The following is a 24,496-nucleotide window of genomic DNA, read 5'->3' as shown; positions in this document are numbered from 1 at the left end:
CGGCACCTACCAAACCTGCCGCATCGCCACCCGCAGGTGCATCGGGAACCCGAGCGCAGCCTCTTCGGCCATCACCGCGCGCAGGCCATCGTTCCACTGCGCCTCGGGCACTATGTCGAATCCTTCGCTGGCATAGAAGGCCGCATTCCACGGCACATCGGACAGCGTGGTCAGCACCGCGGCCGCGTAGCCTCCCGCCCTCGCCTGCGCCAAGGCATGGCGCAGCAAAGCGCGGCCGTGGCCACGCCGCGCGTGTGCGGGATCCACGTCCATCTGCAGCACATGGAATTCACCGCAGAGTTCGCCGGCCAGCAGGTAACCCGCGATACCACCGTCAGCCGCATCCACCACCCACAACTGGCCACGTTGAAGGCCATCCTGCAGCGTCGGCAGGTCCAGACCATGCCCGGCAAACACCGGGTAGGCCTGGTGACCCTTCAGCAGTTCACCGGCACGTTGTTCAATTGCCGGCAGCATGCCGAGTTCGTCGGCATGCGGGATGCGTGGCTCAGGACTTCTTGAGCGGGCGCTTCCAGCCATCGATGGTTTCCTGTCGTGCACGTGCCAGTGTCAGCTTGCCATCCGGGGCGTCGCGGGTGATGACCGAACCGGCGGCAATCGTCGCACTGTCGCCAATGGTCACCGGTGCTACCAGCGAACTGTTGGAACCAATGAAGGCGTTGTCGCCGATGGTGGTGGTCGACTTGTTCACGCCGTCGTAGTTGCAGGTGATGGTGCCGGCACCGATGTTCACCTTGCTGCCGATCACCGCATCGCCCAGGTAGGTCAGGTGGTTGGCCTTGCTGCCAACACCGAGGGTGACCTTCTTGGTCTCGACGAAGTTGCCCACGTGCACGCCGTCTGCGAGCACGGTCCCCGGACGCAGCCGCGCGAACGGTCCCACCAGCGCAGCACCTTCGGTGACCACGCCTTCAAGATCACAATGCGCGCGCACTTCGGTGCCCGGGCCAAGATTGACGTCCTTCAGCCGGTTGAACGGGCCCACGGTGACGCCGTCGCCGAGCACGATGTGGCCTTCCAGAACGACGTCGACATCGATCAGCACATCGCTGCCCACGGTGACGGTGCCACGGATATCCAGTCGTGCCGGGTCACGCACGCGCGCGCCCTGCGCGCACAGGGCCCGTACCGCGCGGCGCTGCCAGGCACGCTCCAGCTGCGAAAGCTGCCAGGGATCGTTTGCCCCTTCGGCTTCCTGCGCGTCGGCCACCAGTGCCATTTCGGCCGGGGTGTACTCGTGCGCGGCAAAGGCGAACACGTCGGTCAGGTAGTACTCGCCCTGCGCGTTGCTGTTGGACAACTGCGACAGCCAGCGCCGCAGCGCGGTCGACTCGGCGGCAATGATGCCGGTATTGATCGTGCGCACACGCAGCTGGTCGTCGGTAGCGTCCTTCTGCTCAACGATCGAGCCGACCTTGCCCTCGGCGTCGCGCAGCACGCGGCCGTAACCGGTCGGGTCTTCGACATCGGCGACCAGCACGGCCAGCCGGCCCGGCTGCGCCAGCAGGTCGCGCAGGGTCTGCGCTCGGATCAGCGGCACGTCGCCATACAGCACAAGCACCTGGGCCGCATCCGGAACCTGCGGCATCGCCTGGGCCACCGCATGGCCGGTGCCCAGCTGCTGTGCCTGTTCAGCCCATTGCAGGTCGGGCTGGTCAGCGAAGTGCTGGCGCACCGCTTCACCACCATGGCCATAGACCACATGGATCGCCGCCGGTTCCAGTTCGCGGGCGGCCGCGATCACGTGTGCCAGCATCGGCTGGCCGGCGATCGGCTGCAGCACCTTCGGCAGCACCGACTTCATGCGCTTGCCCGCGCCAGCGGCGAGGATGATGACGTGCAGGGGTTGGGTCATGGAAACGGCAGTCCGTGGTTCGTTGCCGATGATTCTAGAGCGTGGGCCGTTAACATGTGCATCCCACCTCCTTCACCGTACCGATGGGCCTCGTTCGCCAGGGAAGCACCTATCTCATCATCGGGCTCGTGCAGCTGCTGCTCGACTGGCTGGTGTTCGTCGCCGCGACCGCGCTGGGCCTGCCCGTGGTGCCAGCAAACATTGCCGGTCGCCTGGCCGGGATGCTGCTGGGCTTCTGGCTCAACGGCCGTTACACCTTTGCCAGCGCAGGCAGCGCGCGCCTTGGCTGGCGTCGATTTTCACGTTTCCTGGGGATCTGGGCCGCACTTACCGCTGCCAGCACGGTGCTGGTCGCTTTGACCAGCCGCCATCTTGGATTGGATTGGGCCTGGCTGGCCAAGCCGCTGATCGAAGGTGGAATCGCCCTGATCTCCTTCCTGCTGTTGCGCCATGTTGTCTTCCGCTGAGACCTTCAGCCTGCTACGCCCATCGCAAACCGCTGCCGCAGCCCACCCCGCCACAGCTGCAGGGGGCTGTACCCGAGTTCTACGCGATGCCGCCCCGCAGGCACGCACACCGCGTGGAAGAGGCCATTGGCACGCATCAGCGGCAACGGCGCTCCGCCATCGAGTCGGGCCTGCCAACCCTGGGCGGTCACCTCATTGATCACCAGCCACGCCGGATGCTCAGCGTCCACGTCAAGGACGATTCTGCCAGGCTGATAGGCCTGTGAGAGCACGTGCAGTCGGCCTGCCTCACGTTCAGGGCAGGCGGTCTGCTGCCCGGTGGGCAGCCAGACCACCTGGCTGAAGTCCGTCTGGTTGAACTCGGCAGCCGGTGGCAGGCGTTCACTGTGCCGCTGCACCCGTTGCGGATTGAGCGTACGCGGCAGCACGCTTCCGCGTAGCGCCAACTGCACGTCGCTGCCTTGGTCATCGGACCCGGCAAATGGCTCCGGTGACAGCAGCCAGCGGACCCCCAGCAGGTCGTACACGGGGGCATCCATGTCTGGCGCCCAAGGGGTTGTCGCCTTCTGCTGGAAGGCAGCCACGGGTTCCGTCGGCATTCCAACCATCTGCTGGTAGTCACTGGACAGCAGCGGGTTGTAGCCATTGGCCAGTGGAATCGCGTGCACAGCGGCGCCATTGGTCAGCACGCCGATGCCGAAGACGATGGCGCGCTCGGGCAGGCCTGCGCGCCGCTCGGCGGCAAGCAGCGCATACGCGCGCTGCGTGGCGCCATTGCGCTCGGCCGTCATTACCGGCGGACGGGCGCCCGACGTATTGAAGCGTGCTCCCACGTTGAACAGCAGCATGTCGAACACGACCAGTGCGATCAGCCAGCGCATCGGAGCCGGGTGCCGACGCAGCAGCTGCACTGCGGCAATGCCGATGCCGGCACTGGCCGCCAGCCACGCAAAGGCTTCCAGATGCCCGTGGCTCACGGCCAGCCAGGAAGCAACTGGCACGAGTACAACGACCAACGCCAACGACACCCGGTGCGGGTGCAGTGCGCGCTTTTCCAACGCAACCTGCAACGCCTGTGCACCCAGCCAGGCCGCTGCCGGCACGGCAAGGAACAGCGCATCGGAGGGCCGTCGGAACAGATCAAGACCCGGCAACCCGCTGAAGAGCCACGCAAACAGCGGAGTGACGTTCCCCAGGGCGACCAGCGTCGTCAACAGCAGTACACCCAGCGCCAAACAGGTGGCGCGTCGCTGCCTGTGCACAACGCTGCCGCCCCAAGCCAGCCAGAGCGCCAGTGGCACCGCGCCGAAATAGAGGTAGTCCGTGGTGATATCGCCGAAGGACCAACTGGTCCCACGCACCTGCGAGAACACATTTCCCGAGAGCAGTGTCACCAGTCCCTGCCAGTGCATCGCACCGGCCAACGCCGTCTCCAGCATCATGCCGTCACGGTTGGTGTCACCCAGCCATGCCAACGTGGAAAGCCACTGGGGGGCGCTCACTGCGGCGGCGATCAGGGCGACGGCGGTCAGCTGCAATGCCAGGCGGAAGCGCTTGCCCCTGGCCAACAGCACTGCGCCCACGGCGTACACAGCACACGCCAGGATGATGAAGTAGGTCACCTGGGTCAGCTGCAGCGCACACAGCCCTCCTGCAATTCCCGCCAGCAGCACGTCACGCGTGCGGCCCTGGTTCCGAACGTTCGACAGTCCCAGCCAGATCCAGGGAAGCAGGCTGTAGCTGACGATCATCGGCGTGTGCTGCAAGCGGGAGGCTGCCACCGCACCGAACATCAGCACCATCGCAAAGAACCACTGTGCGGCTGCAGAAAGACCGAATGAACGCGCCAGGCGCAGCGCGCCGAAGCCACCCGCCAGCACATGCAGCAGCACCACCACGGTGAACAGATGCAACGAAGCGGGCGCCAGCAGCATCGGCAGGACCATGGTCGGCTGCAGCGTCATCATCTGCGGATCGGCGATCTGCGGATAGCCGCCGAACAGGTAGGGGTTCCACCAAGGGGCCTGCAGGTTCAGAAGCTGCTCGGCACTGAAACTGACCGCCGGGAAGAACTGCTGCACGGCATCGTATGGGATGACCTTGGTACCGATCAGCCACGGCAGGCACAGCACCAGCCAGCTTGCCACCCACAGGGTTTCAGGTCGGGCCCATCGGGGGAGGGCTACATCGGTGGCGCCCATGCTCATGGTCGATGCGTACTGCATTCCGTGCATGTCTCCCTTCTCCTGAACGAAAATCGCCGGCATTGCGCCGGCGATCTTCCATCACTACCGGCATTGCTGCCGATGGCTCCCGAGCACGTTTCAGTGCTTGAGGGTCTTGCGCAGGCGCTCCAGCGCCTGCAGCTGGACAACGGCCTCAGCCAGCTTCTGCTGGGCTTCGGCCACTTCCATCGCTTCGCCGCGGTTGGCCAGGATGCGCTCAGCTTCTTCCTTGGCCTTGCGGACCGAGGCTTCGTCGATGTCCTGCGCGCGGATCGCGGTGTCGGCCAGCACGGTCACGACCTGCGGCTGCACTTCCAGGATGCCGCCGGAAATGGCGAAATCCAGCTGCTCGCCGTTCGGCGTGGTCACCACCACCTTGCCCGGCTTCAGGCGGGTGATCAGCGGCGCGTGCTTGGGCGCGATGCCCAGTTCGCCCAGCTCACCGGTGGCCACGACCAGGGTCGCTTCACCACGGAAGATTTCCTGCTCGGCGCTGACGATGTCGCAACGGATGGTGCTCATGGAACTCTCTTCGCTAGGGGGCGGGTGTTACCCACCGCAGGGGTTTCCGCAGCGGTGGGCGCAGGCCCACCCCGTTTCACGGATGGGACAGGCCGAAACCCGTCCCCGCCGCATCAGGCCTTTTCGGCCATCTTCTTGGCCTTCTCGACCGCTTCTTCGATGCTGCCGACCATGTAGAACGCCTGTTCCGGCAGGTGGTCGTACTCGCCATCGACGATGGCCTTGAAGCCACGGATGGTGTCCTTCAGCGACACGTACTTGCCCGGCGAGCCGGTGAACACTTCGGCCACGTGGAACGGCTGGCTGAAGAAGCGCTCGATCTTGCGGGCGCGCGACACGGCCTGCTTGTCTTCTTCGGACAGTTCGTCCATGCCCAGGATGGCGATGATGTCCTTCAGTTCCTTGTACTTCTGCAGGGTCTGCTGGACGCGCTGGGCGGTGTCGTAGTGCTCGTGGCCGATGACCAGCGGGTCCATCTGGCGGCTGGTGGAATCCAGCGGATCGACTGCCGGGTAGATACCCAGCGAGGCGATCGAACGCGACAGGGTCACGGTCGAGTCAAGGTGGGCGAAGGTGGTCGCCGGCGACGGATCGGTCAAGTCATCCGCGGGAACGTAGACGGCCTGGATCGAGGTGATCGAACCGTTCTTGGTCGAGGTGATGCGCTCCTGCAGGACACCCATCTCCTCGGCCAGGGTCGGCTGGTAACCCACCGCCGACGGCATACGACCCAGCAGTGCCGACACTTCGGTACCGGCCAGGGTGTAGCGGTAGATGTTGTCGACGAACAGCAGGACGTCCTTACCCTTGCCGTTTTCGTCCTTCTCGTCGCGGAAGTACTCGGCCATGGTCAGGCCGGTCAGGGCGACGCGCAGACGGTTGCCCGGCGGCTCGTTCATCTGGCCGTACACCATCGCGACCTTGTCCAGGACGTTGGAGTCCTTCATTTCGTGGTAGAAGTCGTTGCCCTCACGGGTACGCTCACCCACGCCGGCGAACACGGACAGACCGCTGTGCGCCTTGGCGATGTTGTTGATCAGTTCCATCATGTTGACGGTCTTGCCGACGCCGGCGCCGCCGAACAGGCCGACCTTGCCGCCCTTGGCGAACGGGCACATCAGGTCGATGACCTTGATGCCGGTTTCCAGCAGCTCGGTGGCCGGGGACTGGTCTTCGTACGACGGCGCGTCGCGGTGGATTTCCCAGCTGTCGCTGGCGGCCACTGGGCCGGCTTCGTCGATCGGACGGCCAAGCACGTCCATGATGCGGCCCAGGGTACCGGCGCCGACCGGCACCGAGATGCCGCGACCGGTGTTGATCGCAACCAGGTTGCGCTTCAGGCCGTCGGTGGAACCCAGCGCGATGCAACGGACCACGCCGTCGCCCAGCTGCTGCTGGACTTCAAGGGTGATCTCGGTGTTTTCCACCTTCAGTGCGTCATACACCTTCGGCACCGACTCACGCGGGAATTCGACGTCGACGACGGCGCCGATGATCTGAACGATCTTGCCCTGACTCATTGCTGCATCCTCTAAATGTGTGCTTTGAACGAACGCGGTCAGACTGCTGCCGCGCCGCCGACGATTTCGGAAATTTCCTGGGTGATCGCTGCCTGGCGCGCCTTGTTGTAGACGAGCTGCAGATCGCCGATCAGCTTGTTGGCGTTGTCGCTGGCCGACTTCATCGCGACCATGCGCGCGGCATGTTCGGACGCGACGTTTTCCAGCAGCGCCTGGTACACCAGCGATTCGATGTAACGCGTCATCACGTGCTCGAGCACGGTCGCGGCATCGGGTTCGTACAGGTAGTCCCAGTCGTGATGGGCGACCTGCTTCTCGGCGGCCGGCAACGGCAACAGCTGATCGAAGCTGGCCTTCTGCGTCATCGTGTTGATGAAGCGGTTGTAGACCAGGTACACGCGATCGATCTTGCCTTCGGTGAAGGCATCGAGCATGACCTTGATCACGCCGATCAGCGATTCCAGCTTCGGTACGTCACCAATGTGGGTCACGCTGCCGACCATGTTGACCTTGACCCGGCGGAAGAAGGTCGACGCCTTCTGGCCGATGGTCACCATGTCCACTTCGGCACCCTTGTCCTGCCAGGCCTTGGCTTCACCCAGGAGCTTGCGGAACAGGTTGTTGTTGAGGCCGCCAGCCAGGCCGCGATCAGAGGAGATCACGATGAAACCGACCCGCTTGACCTGCTCGCGCTCGACCAGGAACGGATGCTGGTAATCGGTGCTGGCCTGCGCCAGGTGGCCGATCACCTGCTTCATCGCCTGCGCGTACGGACGCGAGGTCTTCATCCGATCCTGCGCCTTGCGGATCTTGGAGGCCGAGACCATTTCCAGGGCGCGCGTCACCTTGCGGGTGTTCTGCACGCTCTTGATCTTGGTTTTGATTTCGCGTCCGCTTGCCATCTTTGATTCCCGTAGAGCGGGGCGATGCCCCGCTGCAATCAACGGTGTAGCGGGGCCAGGCCCCGCCACACGTCCGTCTTACCAGCTGCCGGTGGTCTTGAACTCGGCGATGCCCTTCTTGAAGGCACCTTCGATGTCGTTGTCCCAACCGCCGGTGGCGTTGACCTTGCCGATCAGCTCGCCCTGGGTGTTGGCGAAGTGGGCGTGCAGGCCTTCTTCAAACGCCAGCAGCTTGTTGACCGGCACGTCGTCGAGGTAGCCCTCATTGACGGCGTAGATCGACAGCGCCTGGTTGGCGATCGACATCGGCGCGTACTGCTTCTGCTTCATCAGCTCGGTGACGCGCTGGCCACGCTCCAGCTGCTTGCGGGTCGCTTCGTCCAGGTCCGAGGCGAACTGCGCGAACGCAGCCAGCTCACGGTACTGGGCCAGCGAGATACGGATGCCGCCCGACAGCTTCTTGATGATCTTGGTCTGGGCCGAGCCACCGACGCGCGACACCGAGATACCGGCGTTCACGGCCGGGCGGATGCCGGCGTTGAACAGGTCGGTTTCCAGGAAGATCTGACCGTCGGTGATCGAGATCACGTTGGTCGGAACGAACGCGGAAACGTCGCCCGCCTGGGTTTCGATGATCGGCAGCGCGGTCAGCGAACCGGTCTTGCCGGTGACCTTGCCTTCGGTGAACTTCTCGACGTACTCCTCGGACACGCGGGCAGCGCGCTCGAGCAGACGGGAGTGCAGGTAGAACACGTCACCCGGGTAGGCTTCACGGCCCGGCGGGCGCTTCAGCAGCAGCGAGATCTGGCGGTAGGCCACGGCCTGCTTGGACAGATCGTCGTACACGATCAGCGCGTCTTCGCCGCGGTCCATGAAGTACTCACCCATGGTGCAGCCCGAGTAGGCGCTGATGTACTGCATGGCAGCCGATTCGGAGGCAGTGGCGGCGACCACGACGGTGTGCGCCAGCGCGCCGTTCTCTTCCAGCTTGCGCACGATGTTGGCGATGGTCGAAGCCTTCTGGCCGATCGCAACGTACACGCACTTGATGCCGGTGCCCTTCTGGTTGATCACCGCATCGATGGCCATCGCGGTCTTGCCGGTCTGGCGGTCACCGATGATCAGCTCGCGCTGGCCACGGCCGATCGGAATCATCGAGTCGACTGACTTGTAACCGGTCTGCACCGGCTGGTCGACCGACTTGCGCCAGATCACGCCCGGTGCAACGCGCTCCACCGGAGCGGTCAGGTCGGTACCCAGCGGGCCCTTGCCATCGATCGGCTCGCCCAGGGCGTTGACGACGCGGCCCAGCAGTTCCGGACCGACCGGCACTTCCAGGATGCGGCCGGTGGTCTTGGCAACGTCGCCTTCGCGCAGGTGCTCGTAGCCGCCCAGGACCACGGCGCCGACCGAGTCGCGCTCCAGGTTCAGGGCCAGGGCGAAGCTGTTGTTCGGCAGTTCGATCATTTCGCCCTGCATCACGTCGGCCAGACCGAAGATGCGCACGATGCCGTCGGACACGCTGGTCACGGTGCCTTCGTTGCGCGATTCCGCGGCCAGCTTGACCTTCTCGATGCGGTTCTTGATCAGTTCGCTGATTTCGGAGGGGTTGAGCGTGGTTGCCATCGTCAAGTCCTAGTGCCGGCAGCGGGGCCGGACGTTAAATGAATTCAGTTAGCGAGCGCGGTCTGCAGACGGGCCAGCTTGCCCTTCAGCGAACCATCGATGACCACGTCACCGGCGTCGATCACGGCGCCACCGATCAGCGAGGCGTCGACCGCGGTGGTCACTTCGACCTCGCGGTTGAAGCGCTTGCGCAGCGCGACCTTGATCGCGTCCAGTTCACCGGCCGAGAGTTCGGCGGCAGAGGTCACGTTGGCCTTGATCACGTGCTCGGCATCGGCGCGCAGGGCGTCGAACATGCCGGAGATTTCCGGCAGCAGCGGCAGACGATGCGATTCGGCCAGGATGGCCAGGAAGCGCGAGTAGGTCTCGCCGTGGGTCACCGGCGCCAGCAGGGCGACGGCGTCGTCACGGCCCAGCTCCGGGTTGGCGAGCAGGGCCGCCACGCGCGGGTCGGCGGCGACGTGGGCGGAGAACGCGAGGGCATCCGACCACGGCGCGAACGCGCCTTCGTCGCGCGCGGTCGCGAACGCGGCGCGGGCGTACGGGCGGGCAAGCGTGAGGGCCTGGCTCATCCTTAGATCTCCGAGGCCAGCTCGTCGAGCAGCGCCTTGTGGGCGTTGGCGTCGATTTCGCGCTTGAGCAGCTTTTCGGCACCGGTCACGGCCAGCGCGGACACCTGCTTGCGCAGATCTTCACGGGCACGGTTGGCGGCGGCGTCGATCTCGGCCTGGGCCAGATCCTTCTGACGGGTGGCTTCGGTGATCGCTTCGGTACGGGCAGCATCAACGATCTGGTTGGCACGCGCGTGGGCCTGATCGATGATCTCGTTGGCCTTGGTGCGGGCTTCCTTCAGCGCTTCGTTGACCTTCTCCTGCGCCTGGGCCAGATCTTTCTGGCTGCGGTCGGCAGCAGCGAGGCCTTCAGCAATCTTCTGCTGGCGCTCTTCGATCGCGTTCATCAGCGGCGGCCAGATCTTGGTCGCGATGATCCAGATGAGACCAGCGAAGGCGAGCGCCTGCGCAAGAAGGGTGAAATTGATATTCATGGTTAGCTCGATCGCTGGTTTCGGGGTGGACGCGCCGCCGAAGCGGCGCATCCGGCCTTCATCCGAAACCGGGTGCATCAGCACCCGGTCGTCTCAAACCGCTGTATCAGCCGGCCAGAGCCTTGGTGACGGCGCCAGCAAAGGCAGCCGACAGCGGGTTGGCGAAGGCCAGCAGCAGGCCGACGGCAACCGAGATGATGAACGCGGCGTCGATCAGGCCAGCGGTGATGAACATGCGCACCTGCAGGACCGGGATCAGTTCCGGCTGGCGGGCGGCCGACTCCAGGAACTTACCAGCCATGATGGCCAGACCCAGACCGGCGCCCAGCGCGGCCAGGCCGATCATGATGCCGACGGCAAGGGCGGTGGAGCTCTGAATCTGCGCGAAGTTGGTCAGGACGGCGAAGTACATGGTTATCTCCAGGAACTTAAGTTGCTAAGGGTGATGAAACGGATGAAGGTTGAAACGCGTTGAAGCTTGAAACTCAGTGAGCGTCTTCCGACAGGCTCAGGTACACGATCGACAGCATCATGAAGATGAAGGCCTGCAGCGGGATCACCAGCAGGTGGAACAGCATCCAGCCGAGGCCGAACGCACCACCGGCAATGGCACCGAAGAAACCGGCACCACCCAGCACCCAGATCAGCAGGAACACGATTTCGCCGCCGAACATGTTGCCGAACAGTCGCATCGCCAGCGAGATCGGCTTGCTCAGCCACTCGACGATGTTGAGGATCAGGTTGAACGGCATCATCCACTTGCCGAACGGCGCCGTCAGGAATTCCTTGATGAAGCCGAGCAGGCCCTTGGACTTCAGCGCGAAGAAAAGCATCAGGAAGAACACGCTGAAGGCCATGCCCAGGGTGGCATTGACGTCAGCGGTCGGCACCGGCTTCCAGTAGTGGACGCCCGCCCATTCCAGCGGCTTGGCGATGAAATCGGCCGGGATCATCTTCAGCAGATTCATCATCAGGATCCAGAAGAAGATCGTGATGGCGATCGGCGTCACCAGCTTGCTCTTGCCGTGGTAGGTGTCCTTGGCCTGGCGATCGACGAACTCCAGGCAGATTTCCACGAAAGCCTGCCACTTGCCCGGAACGCCGGCGGTGGCCTTGCGGGTTCCCAGCCAGAACGCGACAACAATCACCAGGCCCATCAGGACCGCGGTGAGGAAGGTGTCGACGTGGATGTGCCAGAACATACCCTCACCCTTGCCGACCGGCGCGGTCAGGTTGTGCAGGTGATGCTGGATGTAGCTGGTAGGGGTTAGAGCCTCGCCCGCCATGTGTCCGGAACCTTAGTTAATTGAATTCTGTCAACGCCTGGCCATGGCCAGGACCTGGAACATCAGACCGACGGCGATACCGGCCAACAGCGCCAGTGCAGGCAGCTTGAAGACCAGGAACCCCACCAGCAGGACGCCGAATACCACTACCCACTTGGCGACGATCGCAATGATCAGGCGAGCCATCGCCGATCCTGCGCCCAGTGCCCCCCCGCCCAGTGCCATCCGTGCCGCAACCCAGCCACCGGCCGAAATGGCCACACCGGACGCCAGCGCGCCGAGGGCATACTTCGGACCAACCAGCAGGAAGGCCAGGGCCAGGACAGCCACTGCGGCCAGCGGGTAGACCGCGGCGCGCAGCATCAGTCGCCGACCCGCATCAACGGAGTTCAGCACAGGACGTCCCGCGTGGTTGCAAGTGGAAGGCTGAGGCGGCTACAGCAAGGGGGGCCTCATCGAGCCGCCAAATTATAGCAATGGGACAATTTGCGAGACAACCGCTGCCTGTTCATCCCGGGAAGCCGCAAGTTGCGGTAGCGCTTACATTTTTGCGTGCCACCCGGGGGACAATGACGTCCGCGCGATGTTGCAGCGCAGTATTGAACTTTGGTCGCAGGCCACGGAACTTTCGCCGCAGGGTGCCGGTCCGATCTTTCGACCTGCCTGCAGCAACCTCGTCGACGCTTCGCCCCGCAGGTCCCACGATGGCCCCGAAGCCCCGCTCCGGGGCCATCTTTTTTGCATCGTCGCGACAGCGCTGAACCGTGCACATGCCGTGGATCATACGTTCACGGATGGTGGACGGCGCCGTCCGGCACAGTGGTCTTCATTCTGATGAACCACTGCAAGGACTCTTCGATGCGCCCTGTACCCACCCTGCTCGCCCTTTCCCTGCTCGCCGCCGGCGCTTCGTTCGCCACAGCCGCCCACGCCGCTGAAGGCGATGACCGCTTCGCCCTGCGCCTGGGTGCGATGAACATCGACTCGGACAACACCCTTCGCGGCAAGACCAACGTCGCCGGCCAGGACATCGGCTTCTCCGAGGACTTCAAGCTGGGTGGCAAGGAATGGGAGCCGCGCATCGACGGTATGTTCCGCATCAGCAACCGCCAACGCCTGCTGTTCAACTACTTCAAGTACGACAAGGACCGCCGCGAGACCCTCGGCCAGGACATCTCCTTCGGTGACGTCAACGTGCCGTCCGGCAGCTTCGTCAAGGGTGAGCTGAAATACCAGGTCGCCAGCCTGGTCTATGACTACTCGGTGGTGGACACCGATACCTTCGACCTCGGCCTGCAGCTGGGTGCCGAGTACGCCAAGGTCAGCACCAAGGCCTACGCCGATCTGGGTACCGTTTATGAGGGCCAGTTCCTCAACGAGAAGACCGACGGCGTCGCGCCAGTGGTCGGTGCGCGCCTGAGCTTCACCCCGTCGGAAAAGTGGATGATCACGCTGCAGGGCCAGTACCTCAATACGCGCTGGGGCAGCTTCGATGACTACAAGGGCGACCTGAGCCGCGCCAACGCCATCGTCGATTACCGCTTCACGAAGAACTTCGGTGTGTTCGCCGGCTACGACTGGTTCAAGCTCGACGCGGACAAGAAGGGCAGCGATGGCACCATCGGCCTGAAGCAGGAATTCAAGGGCCCGGTGGCCGGCGTCAGCTTCGTGTTCTGATCCCCCGCCCCTTCCACGGCATCCTCTCTCCTGGCGCGGCCTCCGGAACATCGGGGCCGCGTTTTTTGTGGCTTCTGACAGAAGAGCAGAAGCGGGTTGGTCGAGCGCTTGAGGGAGAGGGCATCCAGGCGGCCTAGGCAGTGGCTCTCGACTGTCCGCAAGCCGAGCCGCTGCGCGAGTGGCAGGCGTTTAGACAAAGTAAAGGAGGAGGCGACCGCCGCAGGCGGGCGACGGGGGACATTTGTCGAAATGCCTGCCACCCGCGCAGTGGCCCGGACCCTCGCGATGACAACAGCCGGAGACATTCCTGCAACCAACAAAAAACCCCGGCAGAGGCCGGGGCTTTTTGTTCGGAACGGCGTGGACGACTTACTTCTTCTTCGGCATGTACAGATCGGTGATCGTGCCGTCGTAGATTTCCGAGGCCATCGCCACCGATTCGCTCAGCGTCGGGTGCGCATGGATGGTGTGGCCGATGTCCTCGGCTTCGGCACCCATCTCGATGGCCAGGCCGATCTCGGCCAGCAGGTCACCGGCATGCACGCCGACGATCGCACCACCGATGATGCGGTGGGTCTCCTCGTCGAAGATCAGCTTGGTGAAGCCCTCGGTGCGACCGATGCCGATCGCGCGGCCGCTGGCGGCCCACGGGAACTTGGCCACGCCAACCTTCAGGCCCTTGGCCTTGGCTTCGGTCTCGGTGACGCCGACCCAGGCGATTTCCGGGTTGGTGTAAGCCACCGACGGAATCACGCGGGCCACCCACTCCTTCTTGTGGCCGGCAGCCACTTCGGCGGCCAGCTTGCCCTCGTGCGTGGCCTTGTGGGCCAGCATCGGGTTGCCGACGATGTCGCCGATGGCAAAGATGTGCGGCACGTTGGTGCGCATCTGGCGGTCGACCGGGATGAACCCGCGGTCGGTCACCTGCACGCCAGCCTTCTCGGCATCGATCTTCTTGCCGTTCGGCGAGCGACCCACGGCCACCAGCACGCGGTCGAAGGTGCCCTGCGCCAGCGCAGGCGCCTGGCCTTCCTCGGCGGCTTCGAAGGTGACGGTGATGCCCTTGGCATCGGCGGTCACGCCGGAGGCCTTGGTCTTCAGGTGCACGTCGATGCCCTGCTTCTTCAGGCGGTCGGCCAGCGGCTTGACCAGGTCCTTGTCGGCGCCCGGCATCAGCTGGTCCATGAACTCGACCACGGTCACCTTGCTGCCAAGCGCACCGTACACGGTGGCCATTTCCAGGCCGATGATGCCGCCGCCGACGACCAGCAGCGAACCCGGCACTTCGGCCAGTTCCAGCGCGTCGGTGGAGTCCATCACGCGCTTGTCGTCCCACGGGAAGTTCGGCAGCTTCACCGCCTGCGAACCGGCGGCGATGATGCACTTCTGGAAGCGCAGCAGCTGGGTGCTGCCGTCAGCCGCGGTGATTTCCAGTTCGTTGGCCGAGACAAACTTGCCAACGCCCTGCACGCTGCGGACCTTGCGCTGCTTGGCCATGCCGGCCAGGCCCTTGGTCAGCTGGTTGACGACCTTTTCCTTGTACTGGCGCAGCTTGTCCAGGGTGATGGTCGGCTTGCCGAACTCGACGCCGAAATCGCCGGCGTGGGCCACTTCGTCGATGACCGCTGCGGCGTGCAGCAGGGCCTTGGACGGGATGCAGCCCACGTTGAGGCAGACACCGCCGAGGCTGGCGTAGCGCTCGACCAGGACCGTATCCAGGCCGACGTCGGCGGCGCGGAAGGCGGCGGTGTAGCCGCCCGGGCCGGAGCCCAGCACGACCATTTCGCATTCGATGTCGGCCTGCTTGCCGCTGGACAGCGCCGGCTTCGGCGCAGCAGGTTCAGCCGGGGCGCGGTGCGACGGGGTCACCGGCGGCTTGCTGGCCGGAGCGGCCGCTGCCGGGGCCGGCGCGGCAGCCTTGGCCGGGGCTTCGGCGGCACCTTCAGCGTCCAGCACCACGACCACGGCGCCTTCGGACAGGGTGTCGCCGAGCTTGACCTTGATTTCCTTGACCACGCCGGCAGCCGAGGACGGCACTTCCAGGGTGGCCTTGTCCGATTCCAGGGTCACCAGACCCTGGTCCTTCTTCACCGTGTCGCCGACGGCGACCAGCACTTCGATCACCGGTACATCGCTGTAATCGCCGATGTCGGGAACCTTGATTTCAATCGTGGCCATGGTGGGTTTTCCTCGGGCCCGCCCGGCGTGGCCGGCGGGCTGTCACTGCGTTTCGACAGGCGGCCGCGCCAGGGGCAGCGGCCGCACGATGGGGGCGAAGCGGATGCCTTACAGCAGCACGCGGCGCATGTCGGCCAGTACCTGCGACAGGTACGTGGTGAAGCGTGCGGCCAGGGCGCCATCGATGACGCGGTGGTCGTAGCTCAGCGACAGCGGCAGCATCAGCTTCGGTGCGAACTCCTTGCCATTCCAGACCGGCTGGATGGACGACTTGGAGACGCCGAGGATGGCCACTTCCGGTGCATTGACGATCGGGGTGAACGCGGTGCCGCCGATGCCGCCCAGCGAGCTGATCGAGAAGCAGCCGCCGCTCATGTCGGCCGGGCCCAGCTTGCCGTCGCGCGCCTTCTTGGCCAGTTCGCCGGTTTCCTGCGCGATCTGCACCACGCCCTTCTTGTCCACGTCGCGGATGACCGGCACGACCAGGCCGTTCGGAGTGTCGGCGGCAAAGCCGATGTTGAAGTACTTCTTCAGGGTCAGGTTCTCGCCGCTGGCATCGAGCGAGGCGTTGAACTCCGGGAATTTCTTCAGCGCCGCGGCACTGGCCTTGATCAGGAAGGCGAGCATGGTCAGCTTGATGCCGGCCTTCTCGTTTTCCTTGTTCAGCGCCACGCGCAGGCCTTCCAGGTCGGTGATGTCGGCCTGTTCGAACTGGGTGACGTGCGGAATCATGGCCCAGTTGCGGGCCAGGTTCGCGCCGGAAATCTTCTTGATGCGCGACAGCGGCTGCACTTCAACGTCGCCGAACTTGCTGAAGTCGACCTTCGGCCACGGCAGCAGGTTCAGGCCGCCACCGGCGGCAACGGCACCACCGGCAGCCGCCGGTACGCCGCCGCTGAGCGCGGCCTTGACGAACTTCTGCACGTCACCCTTGGTGATGCGGCCACCCTTCTCGGTACCATTGATCTGCAGCAGGTCCACGCCCAGCTCGCGAGCGAACACGCGCACGGCCGGAGTGGCATACGGCACCTTGGCCGGCAGCACGCCATCGGCGTTGAACTGCACCGGCGGGCTGGATGGTGTACCCGCCGAGGCGATCTCGCGAGCAGCCAGCTTGTCCGGCTGAGCCGGCACGGCGACCGGCTCCACCTTGGTGGCGGTCTCTGCGGCAACCGGAGCAGCGGCAGCCGCTGCATTGCTCGGTGCCGGCGCAGCATCGCCCTCGGCCTCGATGATGGCGACCACATTGCCCTGCGACAGATTGTCGCCAACCTTGACCTTCAGCTCCTTGACCACGCCAGCCACCGAAGACGGCACTTCCATGGTGGCCTTGTCGCTTTCCAGCGTGACCAGGCCCTGGTCCTTCTTGACCGTGTCGCCGACGGCGACCAGCACTTCGATGACCGGAATTCCGGAGTAGTCGCCGATATCCGGCACCAGCGCTTCAACCGCACCACCGCTGGCGGCCGGGGCAGCCGGCGCAGCAGCGGCGGGGGCCGGTGCGCTCTGGGTGGCGGCAGCCGGAGCCGCTGCCTTGGCCGGTGCCGGGGCGGCAGCTGCCGGCTTGGCAGCCTCGCCTTCAGCCACTTCGATCAGCGCCACGACCTTGCCTTCGGACAGGGTGTCACCGACCTTGACCTTGATCTCCTTGACCACGCCGGCGACGGCCGACGGCACTTCCATGGTGGCCTTGTCGCTTTCCAGCGTCACCAGGCCCTGGTCCTTCTTGACCGTGTCGCCGACGGCGACAAGCACCTCGATTACCGGGATATCGCTGTAGTCACCGATATCGGGGACAAGTGCTTCCTTGATTTCGGCCATGGGGATAACTCCGGCAATCTGGTGTAGGGAAACGTCTATTGTGCGGCCAGCGGGGGCCAGCGCCAACCGTTACAGGTGTTTTCAGTACGCACGCAGCCGGGACACGCTGTTGCCCATGGGCTGCGGCTGCATCCAGTCGGTAGCGTATTGTCCGGACGATGTCCGCTTCATGTCGCCAGTGCGTCGGCCACCGGCTGCCAGGCCAGGCGCAGGCGCGGCAACGACCACGCGGCATTGGCCGGGCTGGTGGATGGCAGCGCCAGCAGCGTCGGAGGGGCCTCCAGACGGGGCAACACCCAGCGCTGGAACGCCTGCAGCGACGCACCGCCGTTGCAACCGATCAGCTCCAGCTCAGGAAGCGAAGCGATCAGTGCCGGCAGCGCATTGGGCACTTCCGTGCCACGCACGATGTCGGCATCCAAGCTGCCGCGCCGCTCGCACTGGCCAATCACATCCCACAGGCCGACCTTTGCCGCCATCAGTGCCTGCAGCCGTTGTTGGTAGGCCAGTCCTGCGTCGAAGCCGCAGATATCGGCCAGCAACGGCCAGAAACGATTGCGCGGATGGGCGTAGTAGCGCTGCTCCTGCAATGACGCAACGCCGGGCATCGAGCCCAGCAGCAGCACCCTGCAATCCACGTTCACCTGCGCTTGCAGGCCGATGCACAACGTTGCTTCGCTCACATCTTCTCCAACTGCATGAATGCCACCGATGGCCGAAAAGCCCATGAAAACAGGCTTTCCGCTCCAGTCGCTGAACAAGGAAAACTATTTTTTAACGCGCGTCGGATTCGATTCATGTTGGGGCGACTACGGTGTGCTCGCCCCGCAACCGGGGGCCCAAAACAAGAAACATTAGGAGATACCCCCATGCGCTCCATCCGTATCCTGAGTCTCGCCCTGCTGACCTCCGCCGCGTTCGCGCCGGCCGCTTTCGCCCAGGACAGCAGCACCACCGATACCGCTTCGGGCAAGCATTTTGCCGTTGTTGGCGGCATCTCGCTGCTGGAACCAAAGAACGATCCGATCACCGGCGTGAAGAAGACCGATGGCGGCCCGGCGCCGACCGTCAGCTTCAGCTACTACATCAACGACAACTGGGCCGTTGAACTGTGGGGCGCTGCCGACAAGTTCGACAACAAGTTCAAGGGTCCGGACAACGCCCGCCTGGGCTCGGTCGAGCAGCAGCCGATCGCGCTGAGCGGCCAGTACCACTTCGGCCAGGCTGACAACGTGTTCCGTCCGTTCGTGGGCGTGGGCTACTACCAGTCGAGCTTCAGCAACGAGAAGCTGGGCAACGGCGCTGACAGCGACATCCGCTTCAAGGATGCCAAGGGCGTGATCGGCACCGTCGGTGTGGACATGAACATCAACTCCACCTGGTTCGCCCGTGCCGACGCCCGCTACATGCGCTCGCGCCCGGACGTGAAGATCGGCGGCGAGAAGATCGGCGAAGCCAAGATGGATCCGTGGACCGTCGGCTTCGGCATCGGCGCCCGCTTCTGATCCAGGCTGTACCTGCTTCACTGATGTAACGCGACGGGCCCTTCGGGGCCCGTCGTCGTTTCCGTCACCCGCTGTCTGTAGAGTCGACTGTCAGTCGACTGCTCTTGTAGAGCAGAGTCCATGCTCGACTATCGAAAAAGCAGTCGACTGACAGTCGGCTCTACACACAAACAGGATGCGGAGGCGCGATGCATGAAGTCGACCTGCTGGTGATCGGTGGCGGCATCAACGGTGCCGGCATCGCCCGTGATGCCAGCGGTCGTGGCCTGCGCGTGCTGCTGTGCGAGCAGCATGACCTTGCTGCGCATACCTCCAGCGCCAGCAGCAAGCTGATCCACGGTGGCCTGCGCTACCTGGAGCAGCGCGAGTTCGGCCTGGTACGCAAGGCATTGGGCGAACGCGAGGTCGTTCGCCGCCAGGCCCCTTACCTGGTCCGGCCGCTGCGTTTCGTGCTGCCCTGGGAACCTCACCTGCGCCCACGCTGGCTGCTGCGCACGGGCTTGTGGCTGTACGACCACCTGGGGCCGCGCAGCCCCGCCTTCCCTGCATCGGGTGCACTGGATCTGCACCAGGACCCGCTGGGTGCACAGCTCTCGCCATCGCTGCGACAGGCGTTCAGCTATGCCGACGCACAGGTCGATGATGCGCGTCTGGTCATCCTCAACGCGCGGGATGCCGCGCAACGTGGTGCACAGGTACGGGTCCACAGCCGCTGCGTCGACCTGCGCGCCGAACAGGGCCGCTGGCACGTGACGCTGGAAACAGCCGACGGCCAGCAGCAGGCGGTGATCGCCCGTGCCGTGGTCAATGCCGCCGGTCCGTGGGCAGGCGGCCTGTTGGATCGGATGCAGCCGCGCAGCGCCGGCCCTGCCCTGCGCCTGGTGCAGGGCAGCCACATCGTGCTGCGCCGCGCCTGGCCTGACGACAGTGCCTGCCTGCTGCAGCAACCCGATGGCCGCGTAGTGTTCCTGCTGCCGTTCGCCCACGAACACCTGCTGGTTGGCACCACCGACACCGACTACCGCGGCGACCCGGCACGCTGCAGCGTGCTGCCTTCGGAGGTCGCCTACCTGTGCGAGGCCGCCAACCGCTATCTGCGCGAACCGATCAGCGCGACAGATGTGGTCTGGCAGTTCGCCGGGGTGCGTCCGCTGCTGGCCGACCCCGACCCGCGCGCGGCAAGGCTGAGCCGCGACTACCGCCTGCAGCTGCAGGTGGATCCGGCACCGGCGCTGCACGTGCTGGGCGGGAAACTGACAACCTATCGGGTGCTGGCCGAGGAAGCGCTGGAGCTGCTGCGCCCCGCCCTGTCGCAGATGGGAGCGGCATGGACGGCAACGGGAGAACCACTGCCGGGCAGTAACTGGGGCGACGCCGCTCAGGCGTGCTCACGCTTGCTGGCTTTGGCGCCGTGGTTGCCAGCGGACATCGCGCGGCGCTGGGCCGAAGCCTACGGCAGCCGAAGCCTGGCGTTGCTGGAAGGCGCACAGAGCATGGCCGATCTGGGCGATGCGTTCGGCGCTGGACTGCATGCGCGCGAGGTGGCGTTCCTGTGCGAGCACGAGTGGGCGCGCAGTGCCGAGGACGTGCTGTGGCGGCGGAGCAAGCTGGGCCTGCGGCTGGTTACCGCGCAGGTGGCACGGCTGCAGGAATGGATCGATAGACGGTAGAGTCGAGCTTGCTCGACTGACATGAAAGCAGTCGAGCAAGCTCGACTCTACCAACACCGTCGCTACCGGAGACGCTGCATGACGCCCCGCTACGTGCTGGCCATCGACCAGGGCACCACCAGTTCGCGCGCGATCCTGTTCGACCATGCCGGCGACATCGTCGGCAGCGCGCAACGCGAGTTCGCGCAGATTTTCCCGCAGCCGGGCTGGGTCGAGCATGACCCCCGCGAGATCCTCACCAGTGTCTATGCCACGCTGACCGAACTGCTCAGCCGCGGGCAGATCGACCCGCGCCACATCGCCGCACTGGGCATCACCAACCAGCGCGAAACCACCGTGGTCTGGGACCGCTCGACCGGCCAGCCGATCCACAATGCCATCGTCTGGCAGTCGCGGCAGAGCCACGCCATCTGCGAACGGTTGAAGTCCGAAGGCCATGAAGCGCTGGTTCGCGAGCGTACCGGCCTGTTGATCGATGCCTATTTCTCGGCCACCAAGATCCGTTGGATCCTCGACCATGTGGAGGGCGCGCAGCAACGCGCCGAACGCAGCGAGCTGCTGTTCGGCACCATCGACAGCTGGCTGGTGTGGAACCTGAGTGGTGGCCAGGCGCACGTGACCGACTACAGCAATGCCGCGCGCACCCTGCTGTTCAACATCCACACGCTGGACTGGGACGACGACCTGCTGGCGCTGCTGGACATCCCGCGCGCGATGCTGCCGCAGGTACGCGACTCCAGTTCGGTATACGCGCACACCCGGCCGCAGTTCTTCTTCGACCATCCGATTCCGATCGCCGGCATCGCCGGTGACCAGCAGGCAGCGCTGTTCGGCCAGGCCTGTTTCCAGCCGGGCATGGTCAAGAATACCTATGGCACCGGCTGCTTCATGCTGATGCATACCGGCGCGCAGGCGGTGCGCTCGCGCAATGGCCTGCTGACCACCATCGCCTGGGGCCTGGACGGGCGCGTGGAGTACGCGTTGGAGGGGTCGATCTTCGTCGCCGGTTCCGTGGTGCAGTGGTTGCGCGATGGACTGCGCATGATCGAGCGCGCCAGCGACAGCCAGGCGCTGGCCGCGCAGGTTCCCGATAGTGGTGGCGTGTACCTGGTGCCGGCTTTCGTCGGCCTGGGCGCGCCCTACTGGCGCAGTGACGTACGCGGGGCGATGTTCGGCCTGACCCGTGGCACCCGCAAGGCCCACTTCGTGCGCGCGGCACTGGAGGCCATGGCCTACCAGACCCGCGACGTGCTTGATGCGATGCAGTCCGATGCCGGCATCGCGCTGACCGAACTGCGCGCCGACGGCGGTGCGATCGGCAATGACTTCCTGGCCGGATTCCAGGCCGACATCCTCGGCGTACCGCTGCTGCGGCCTCGGCTGACCGAAACCACCGCACTGGGCGCGGCCTATCTGGCCGGGCTGGCCGTGGGCTTCTGGTCAAGCCGCGAGCAGATCGCCGCGCAGTGGGGCCTGGACCGGCGCTTCGAGCCGCAGATGGAGGTGGCCCGGCGCGAGAAGCTGTATGCGGGGTGGCAACAGGCGGTGGCTGCCACCCTCGCCTTCCACGTCGACTGACGGTAGTGCCGGCCGCTGGCCGGCAACCCCATGATCCTTGGCAGCATTTGCAGATTGCCGGCCAGCGGCCGGCACTACCGCATGGCCAGAACGTCCGCGGCGCCGGTCAGAACGCCGGCAGCACCGCGCCCTTGTACTTGGTCTCGATGAAGGCCTTCACCTGCGGGCTGGTCAGGGCCTTGGCCAGCTTCTGCACGCGGGCATCGTCCTTGTTGTCCGGGCGTGCGACCAGGAAGTTCACGTACGGCGAATCCTTGCTCTCGATCGCCAGTGCATCCCTGGTCGGGTTGAGGCCGGCATCCAGCGCGTAGTTGGTGTTGATCAGGGCCAGATCGACCTGGTCCAGCACGCGCGGCAGCATCGCCGAATCCAGCTCGCGGAACTTCAGCTTCTTCGGGTTGGCAGCAATGTCGCGCTGGGTCGACAGCGCGTTGGTCGGGTCCTTCAGCTCGATCACACCGGCCTTGTGCAGCAGGATCAGCGCGCGGCTGTTGTTGCTCGGGTCGTTCGGGATCACCACGTCGGCGCCTTCGCGCAGCTCGGCCAGCGACTTGATCTTGCGCGAGTACGCGCCGAACGGCTCGATGTGCACGCCGATCACCTTCACCAGATCGCTCTTGCGATCGCGGTTGTACGCATCCAGGTACGGCTCGGTCTGGAAGTAGTTGGCATCCACCTGCTTCTGCACCAGCTGATCGTTGGGCTGCACGTAGTCATTGAACACGCGCACATCCAGGTCCACGCCTTCCTGCTTGAGGATCGGCTTGACCACTTCCAGGATCTCGGCATGCGGCACGGCCGTGGCGGCCACCACCAGCTTCTGCGAGGGCTCGCCGGACTTGCCGCAGGCGGTCAGGGCCAACGCAGCGGCGAGCAGGGGCAGCAACAGGGTCTTCTTCATGGGCGAAAGGGTTCTCGGGGGGAGGGTCAGGAGTTGTCGTAGTTGCTCAGGGCAAGCTCAAGCAGCGCCTTGGCCTGCTCGCGCAGCATCACCGGTTCGACGATCTCGGCATCCGAGCCGTAGTGCAGCACGTCCATCAGCAGTTCGCGGGAGACGCTGTACGGTACCTTCAGTTCGTAGCGGCCGTCGGCCAGGAAACGGCCCTGCTGCTTGGAGTGCCAGTGTTCGTCGGCCACCCAGCGCGCGGCCTTGGCGCTGAACAGGATGGTCGCCCAGCCCTTCGGTGCACCGGAGAAGATGCCGTAGCTGGCGCCCAGCTGTTCGTCGAGCTCGCTGTCGGCCACGTCGCGGGCGGTGCTGTCGACCACCCGCGCCTTGTGGATGCGGTCCACGGCGAAACTGCGCAGGGCCTCGCGGTCGTGGTCCCAGGCATCCAGGTACCAGTTGTCACGGTAATGGGTCAGGCGCTGCGGCGAGACCGTGCGCTTGGTCGGCTCGTCGGTGGAGCGTGCGCGGTACTCGAACGCCAGCTGGCGGCGCTCCAGCACGGCCGAGGCCACGCTGCGGAAGCTGCCCTCGTCGAACTTGCGGCCACGGTGCGGGATCACCCGCACACGGTCCACCGGCCAGTTGGAGACGCCGGCCTGGGCCGCCAGCAGGCTCTCGATGCGCTGTTGCAGCGGTGCCAGCACCGAGGACAGCACGCCGCCGCCGGTCCGTGCCAGCAGGTGCTGCGAGGCCAGCAGGGCGTGCAGCTCCTCCGAGCTCAGCCACAGGCCGGGCAGCTCGAAGCGGTCACTCTCGTCGGCCTGGTAACGGAAGCCGGCCTCGCCGTCGCCCTCGATCGGTGCCATCAGCGCATCGCGCAGGAAGGCCAGGTCGCGGTAGACGGTGGCGCGGGAACAACCGAGCTTGTCCTGCAGGGTCGCCACCGTCACCGGATAGCGCGCGGACTTGAGCAGACGATGCAGGGCGGTGATGCGTTCGTATCGGTCCATACCCCCGATTATGTCCGAGTCGCGGGTCTTGTGTGGGACGTTTGGGCTATCGTGGGCGCCCCCCGCCCCATGGAACACCCGATGCGCCGGTTGCCTGCCCTGCCCCTGCTGGCCTGCCTGCTGCTGGCCGCCTGTGATCGCGCACCGGCTCCGGCCGGCACTGAGGCCGCCGTCCCTGCCGCCGATCCGGCGCAGGCAGTGCTGGCGGCCAGCCAACGCTTCGCCACCCTGCGCAGCTTCCATGCCGAGCTGGAGGTGCTGGGTGCGCCGGAACCTGTGCGCAGCGCCATGGACTTCGTCGCCCCCGATCGATTCCGGCTGCAGACCGCGGCCGGACCGCAGACGATCATCGGCGACACCATGTTCCTGCAGGCCGACGGCGGGGTCCGCCAGGTCCCGACCCCGCCGGGCCTGCTTGAGCAATGGCGCAACCCGCTGCCGGCCGATGCCCTGCCCGCCGACCTGCGGGCCGAAGACCTCGGCAGCCAGTCCCTGGATGGGGTCGAAACCCGCCACTACCGGTTGCGCGGCGCCCAGCCCGGCGAACGCATGGAGTACTGGGTGGACGCGCAGGGCCTGCCTCGGCAGATCGTACGCAGTGGCAGCAGCAACGGCCGCAGCTTCCAGCTGCGCCTGCGCTATTCGCGCTTCAACGACCCGGCATTGCGCGTCGATCTACCCTGAATGGGCTGGCGGCAG

23 protein-coding genes are annotated in these 24,496 nt (G+C 65.4%); 6 read left to right on the top strand and 17 right to left on the bottom strand.

What is annotated here, in order from left to right:
• Positions 1-6: 6 nt before the first annotated feature.
• Both DI041_RS05735 and glmU read right to left on the bottom strand, forming a co-directional pair.
• Positions 7-540: a GNAT family N-acetyltransferase gene (locus DI041_RS05735; RefSeq protein ID WP_136639048.1), complete on the bottom strand. Its 534-nt coding sequence runs from the start codon at positions 538-540 to the stop codon at positions 7-9.
• Positions 509-1,876 (bottom strand): bifunctional UDP-N-acetylglucosamine diphosphorylase/glucosamine-1-phosphate N-acetyltransferase GlmU, encoded by a 1,368-nt coding sequence (gene glmU, locus DI041_RS05730; protein ID WP_136639049.1) that lies wholly within the window; start codon positions 1,874-1,876, stop codon positions 509-511. The genes DI041_RS05735 and glmU overlap by 32 nt, the downstream gene beginning before the upstream one ends.
• 83 nt (positions 1,877-1,959) lie before the next feature.
• Between glmU and DI041_RS05725 the strand changes: the two genes are divergently transcribed.
• Positions 1,960-2,343, top strand: a complete 384-nt coding sequence (locus DI041_RS05725; RefSeq protein WP_046984977.1) for a GtrA family protein — start codon at positions 1,960-1,962, stop codon at positions 2,341-2,343.
• A gap of 5 nt (positions 2,344-2,348) precedes the next feature.
• Here the strand turns inward: DI041_RS05725 and DI041_RS05720 are convergent, their stop codons facing one another.
• The 10 genes from DI041_RS05720 to DI041_RS05675 all read right to left on the bottom strand — a co-directional run bounded on the left by DI041_RS05720 (position 2,349) and on the right by DI041_RS05675 (position 11,865).
• Complete coding sequence (locus DI041_RS05720) at positions 2,349-4,577, bottom strand: hypothetical protein (protein WP_136639050.1); 2,229 nt, start codon at positions 4,575-4,577, stop codon at positions 2,349-2,351.
• A gap of 90 nt (positions 4,578-4,667) precedes the next feature.
• Complete coding sequence (locus DI041_RS05715; protein WP_005411127.1) at positions 4,668-5,090, bottom strand: F0F1 ATP synthase subunit epsilon; 423 nt, start codon at positions 5,088-5,090, stop codon at positions 4,668-4,670.
• Positions 5,091-5,203: 113 nt separating this feature from the next.
• Positions 5,204-6,610 carry a F0F1 ATP synthase subunit beta gene (gene atpD, locus DI041_RS05710; protein WP_046984975.1) on the bottom strand — a complete coding sequence of 469 codons (1,407 nt, stop codon included), beginning with the start codon at positions 6,608-6,610 and terminating at the stop codon, positions 5,204-5,206.
• A gap of 38 nt (positions 6,611-6,648) precedes the next feature.
• Positions 6,649-7,512, bottom strand: a complete 864-nt coding sequence (gene atpG / locus DI041_RS05705; RefSeq protein WP_006394538.1) for a F0F1 ATP synthase subunit gamma — start codon at positions 7,510-7,512, stop codon at positions 6,649-6,651.
• A gap of 78 nt (positions 7,513-7,590) precedes the next feature.
• Positions 7,591-9,138: a F0F1 ATP synthase subunit alpha gene (gene atpA / locus DI041_RS05700; RefSeq protein WP_046984974.1), complete on the bottom strand. Its 1,548-nt coding sequence runs from the start codon at positions 9,136-9,138 to the stop codon at positions 7,591-7,593.
• Positions 9,139-9,182: 44 nt separating this feature from the next.
• Entirely contained in the window at positions 9,183-9,710 is a 528-nt protein-coding gene (locus DI041_RS05695; RefSeq protein WP_046984973.1) for a F0F1 ATP synthase subunit delta, read from the bottom strand.
• A gap of 2 nt (positions 9,711-9,712) precedes the next feature.
• On the bottom strand, positions 9,713-10,183 hold the full coding sequence (locus DI041_RS05690) for a F0F1 ATP synthase subunit B (RefSeq protein ID WP_012512170.1): 471 nt from the start codon (positions 10,181-10,183) through the stop codon (positions 9,713-9,715).
• A 106-nt stretch (positions 10,184-10,289) separates the two neighbouring features.
• Positions 10,290-10,595, bottom strand: a complete 306-nt coding sequence (gene atpE / locus DI041_RS05685; protein WP_005411133.1) for a F0F1 ATP synthase subunit C — start codon at positions 10,593-10,595, stop codon at positions 10,290-10,292.
• 73 nt (positions 10,596-10,668) lie between these two features.
• The gene (atpB, locus tag DI041_RS05680; protein ID WP_006394651.1) at positions 10,669-11,469 is read right to left on the bottom strand and encodes a F0F1 ATP synthase subunit A; all 801 of its coding nucleotides are present in this window, start codon (positions 11,467-11,469) and stop codon (positions 10,669-10,671) included.
• A 30-nt stretch (positions 11,470-11,499) separates the two neighbouring features.
• Positions 11,500-11,865 (bottom strand): hypothetical protein, encoded by a 366-nt coding sequence (locus tag DI041_RS05675; RefSeq protein WP_211195204.1) that lies wholly within the window; start codon positions 11,863-11,865, stop codon positions 11,500-11,502.
• Between the two features lie 462 nt (positions 11,866-12,327).
• Between DI041_RS05675 and DI041_RS05670 the strand changes: the two genes are divergently transcribed.
• Positions 12,328-13,146, top strand: a complete 819-nt coding sequence (locus tag DI041_RS05670) for a hypothetical protein (protein ID WP_010481314.1) — start codon at positions 12,328-12,330, stop codon at positions 13,144-13,146.
• Positions 13,147-13,515: 369 nt separating this feature from the next.
• Here DI041_RS05670 and lpdA read toward each other — a convergent pair whose 3' ends face one another.
• The 3 genes from lpdA to DI041_RS05655 form a co-directional block, all read right to left on the bottom strand.
• The gene (gene lpdA / locus DI041_RS05665) at positions 13,516-15,324 is read right to left on the bottom strand and encodes a dihydrolipoyl dehydrogenase (protein ID WP_046984970.1); all 1,809 of its coding nucleotides are present in this window, start codon (positions 15,322-15,324) and stop codon (positions 13,516-13,518) included.
• A 108-nt stretch (positions 15,325-15,432) separates the two neighbouring features.
• On the bottom strand, positions 15,433-17,145 hold the full coding sequence (gene aceF, locus DI041_RS05660; protein ID WP_136639051.1) for a dihydrolipoyllysine-residue acetyltransferase: 1,713 nt from the start codon (positions 17,143-17,145) through the stop codon (positions 15,433-15,435).
• Positions 17,146-17,312: 167 nt separating this feature from the next.
• Entirely contained in the window at positions 17,313-17,828 is a 516-nt protein-coding gene (locus DI041_RS05655; RefSeq protein WP_136639052.1) for a DNA-deoxyinosine glycosylase, read from the bottom strand.
• Between the two features lie 186 nt (positions 17,829-18,014).
• Between DI041_RS05655 and DI041_RS05650 the strand changes: the two genes are divergently transcribed.
• The 3 genes from DI041_RS05650 (at position 18,015) to glpK (ending at position 21,898) form a co-directional block, all read left to right on the top strand.
• A complete protein-coding gene (locus tag DI041_RS05650; RefSeq protein ID WP_136639053.1) occupies positions 18,015-18,650 on the top strand; it encodes an OmpW/AlkL family protein in 636 nt (211 codons plus the stop codon).
• Between the two features lie 188 nt (positions 18,651-18,838).
• On the top strand, positions 18,839-20,320 hold the full coding sequence (gene glpD / locus DI041_RS05645) for a glycerol-3-phosphate dehydrogenase (RefSeq protein ID WP_136639054.1): 1,482 nt from the start codon (positions 18,839-18,841) through the stop codon (positions 20,318-20,320).
• A gap of 78 nt (positions 20,321-20,398) precedes the next feature.
• A complete protein-coding gene (gene glpK, locus DI041_RS05640) occupies positions 20,399-21,898 on the top strand; it encodes a glycerol kinase GlpK (protein WP_136639055.1) in 1,500 nt (499 codons plus the stop codon).
• Between the two features lie 106 nt (positions 21,899-22,004).
• Here the strand turns inward: glpK and DI041_RS05635 are convergent, their stop codons facing one another.
• Both DI041_RS05635 and DI041_RS05630 read right to left on the bottom strand, forming a co-directional pair.
• Complete coding sequence (locus tag DI041_RS05635; protein WP_046987545.1) at positions 22,005-22,799, bottom strand: MetQ/NlpA family ABC transporter substrate-binding protein; 795 nt, start codon at positions 22,797-22,799, stop codon at positions 22,005-22,007.
• Positions 22,800-22,825: 26 nt separating this feature from the next.
• Positions 22,826-23,797 (bottom strand): helix-turn-helix transcriptional regulator, encoded by a 972-nt coding sequence (locus tag DI041_RS05630; RefSeq protein ID WP_046987544.1) that lies wholly within the window; start codon positions 23,795-23,797, stop codon positions 22,826-22,828.
• An 81-nt stretch (positions 23,798-23,878) separates the two neighbouring features.
• On the opposite strand from DI041_RS05630, the gene DI041_RS05625 reads away from it, so the two are divergent.
• Positions 23,879-24,481: a LolA family protein gene (locus DI041_RS05625; RefSeq protein WP_046987543.1), complete on the top strand. Its 603-nt coding sequence runs from the start codon at positions 23,879-23,881 to the stop codon at positions 24,479-24,481.
• Positions 24,482-24,496 lie beyond the last annotated feature (15 nt).

Source organism: Stenotrophomonas maltophilia (assembly GCF_004920835.1).
In the GTDB taxonomy this organism is placed as follows: domain Bacteria; phylum Pseudomonadota; class Gammaproteobacteria; order Xanthomonadales; family Xanthomonadaceae; genus Stenotrophomonas; species Stenotrophomonas maltophilia_AQ.
Note: the sequence above shows the minus strand (reverse complement) of the source record. Positions and strands in the feature narration are given on the sequence as shown.